At 49.8% G+C, this 257-nt stretch carries 1 protein-coding gene; it reads right to left on the bottom strand.

From position 1 onward, the window contains the following. The coding region (locus AAEZ03_RS28050; protein ID WP_350583207.1) for an ROK family protein at positions 1 to 239 on the bottom strand (239 nt) is incomplete at its 3' end. Positions 240 to 257: the final 18 nt, after the last annotated feature.

The raw sequence follows: 257 nt of genomic DNA, 5'->3' as shown, positions 1-257 counted from the left end.
CCGCCATGTACACGGCCGTTAATGGCAATACCTGCACCACAACCTGTACCGATAATGCCACCAAAAACAACACCTTTACCGGCGGCAGCGCCGTCAACCGCTTCTGATACCGCAAAACAGTTTGCATCATTGGCAACACGCACTTCGCGGTTCAGCAATTCACTTAAGTCTTTGTCTAAAGGATGACCGTTAATCCAGGTTGAATTTGAGTTTTTTACCAAGCCGGTAAACGGTGACACGACCCCTGGGATCCCAAC

This window comes from Pseudomonas sp. HY2-MNA-CIBAN-0224 (assembly GCF_040310285.1).
Classification (GTDB): domain Bacteria; phylum Pseudomonadota; class Gammaproteobacteria; order Pseudomonadales; family Pseudomonadaceae; genus Aquipseudomonas; species Aquipseudomonas helleri.
Note: the sequence above shows the minus strand (reverse complement) of the source record. Positions and strands in the feature narration are given on the sequence as shown.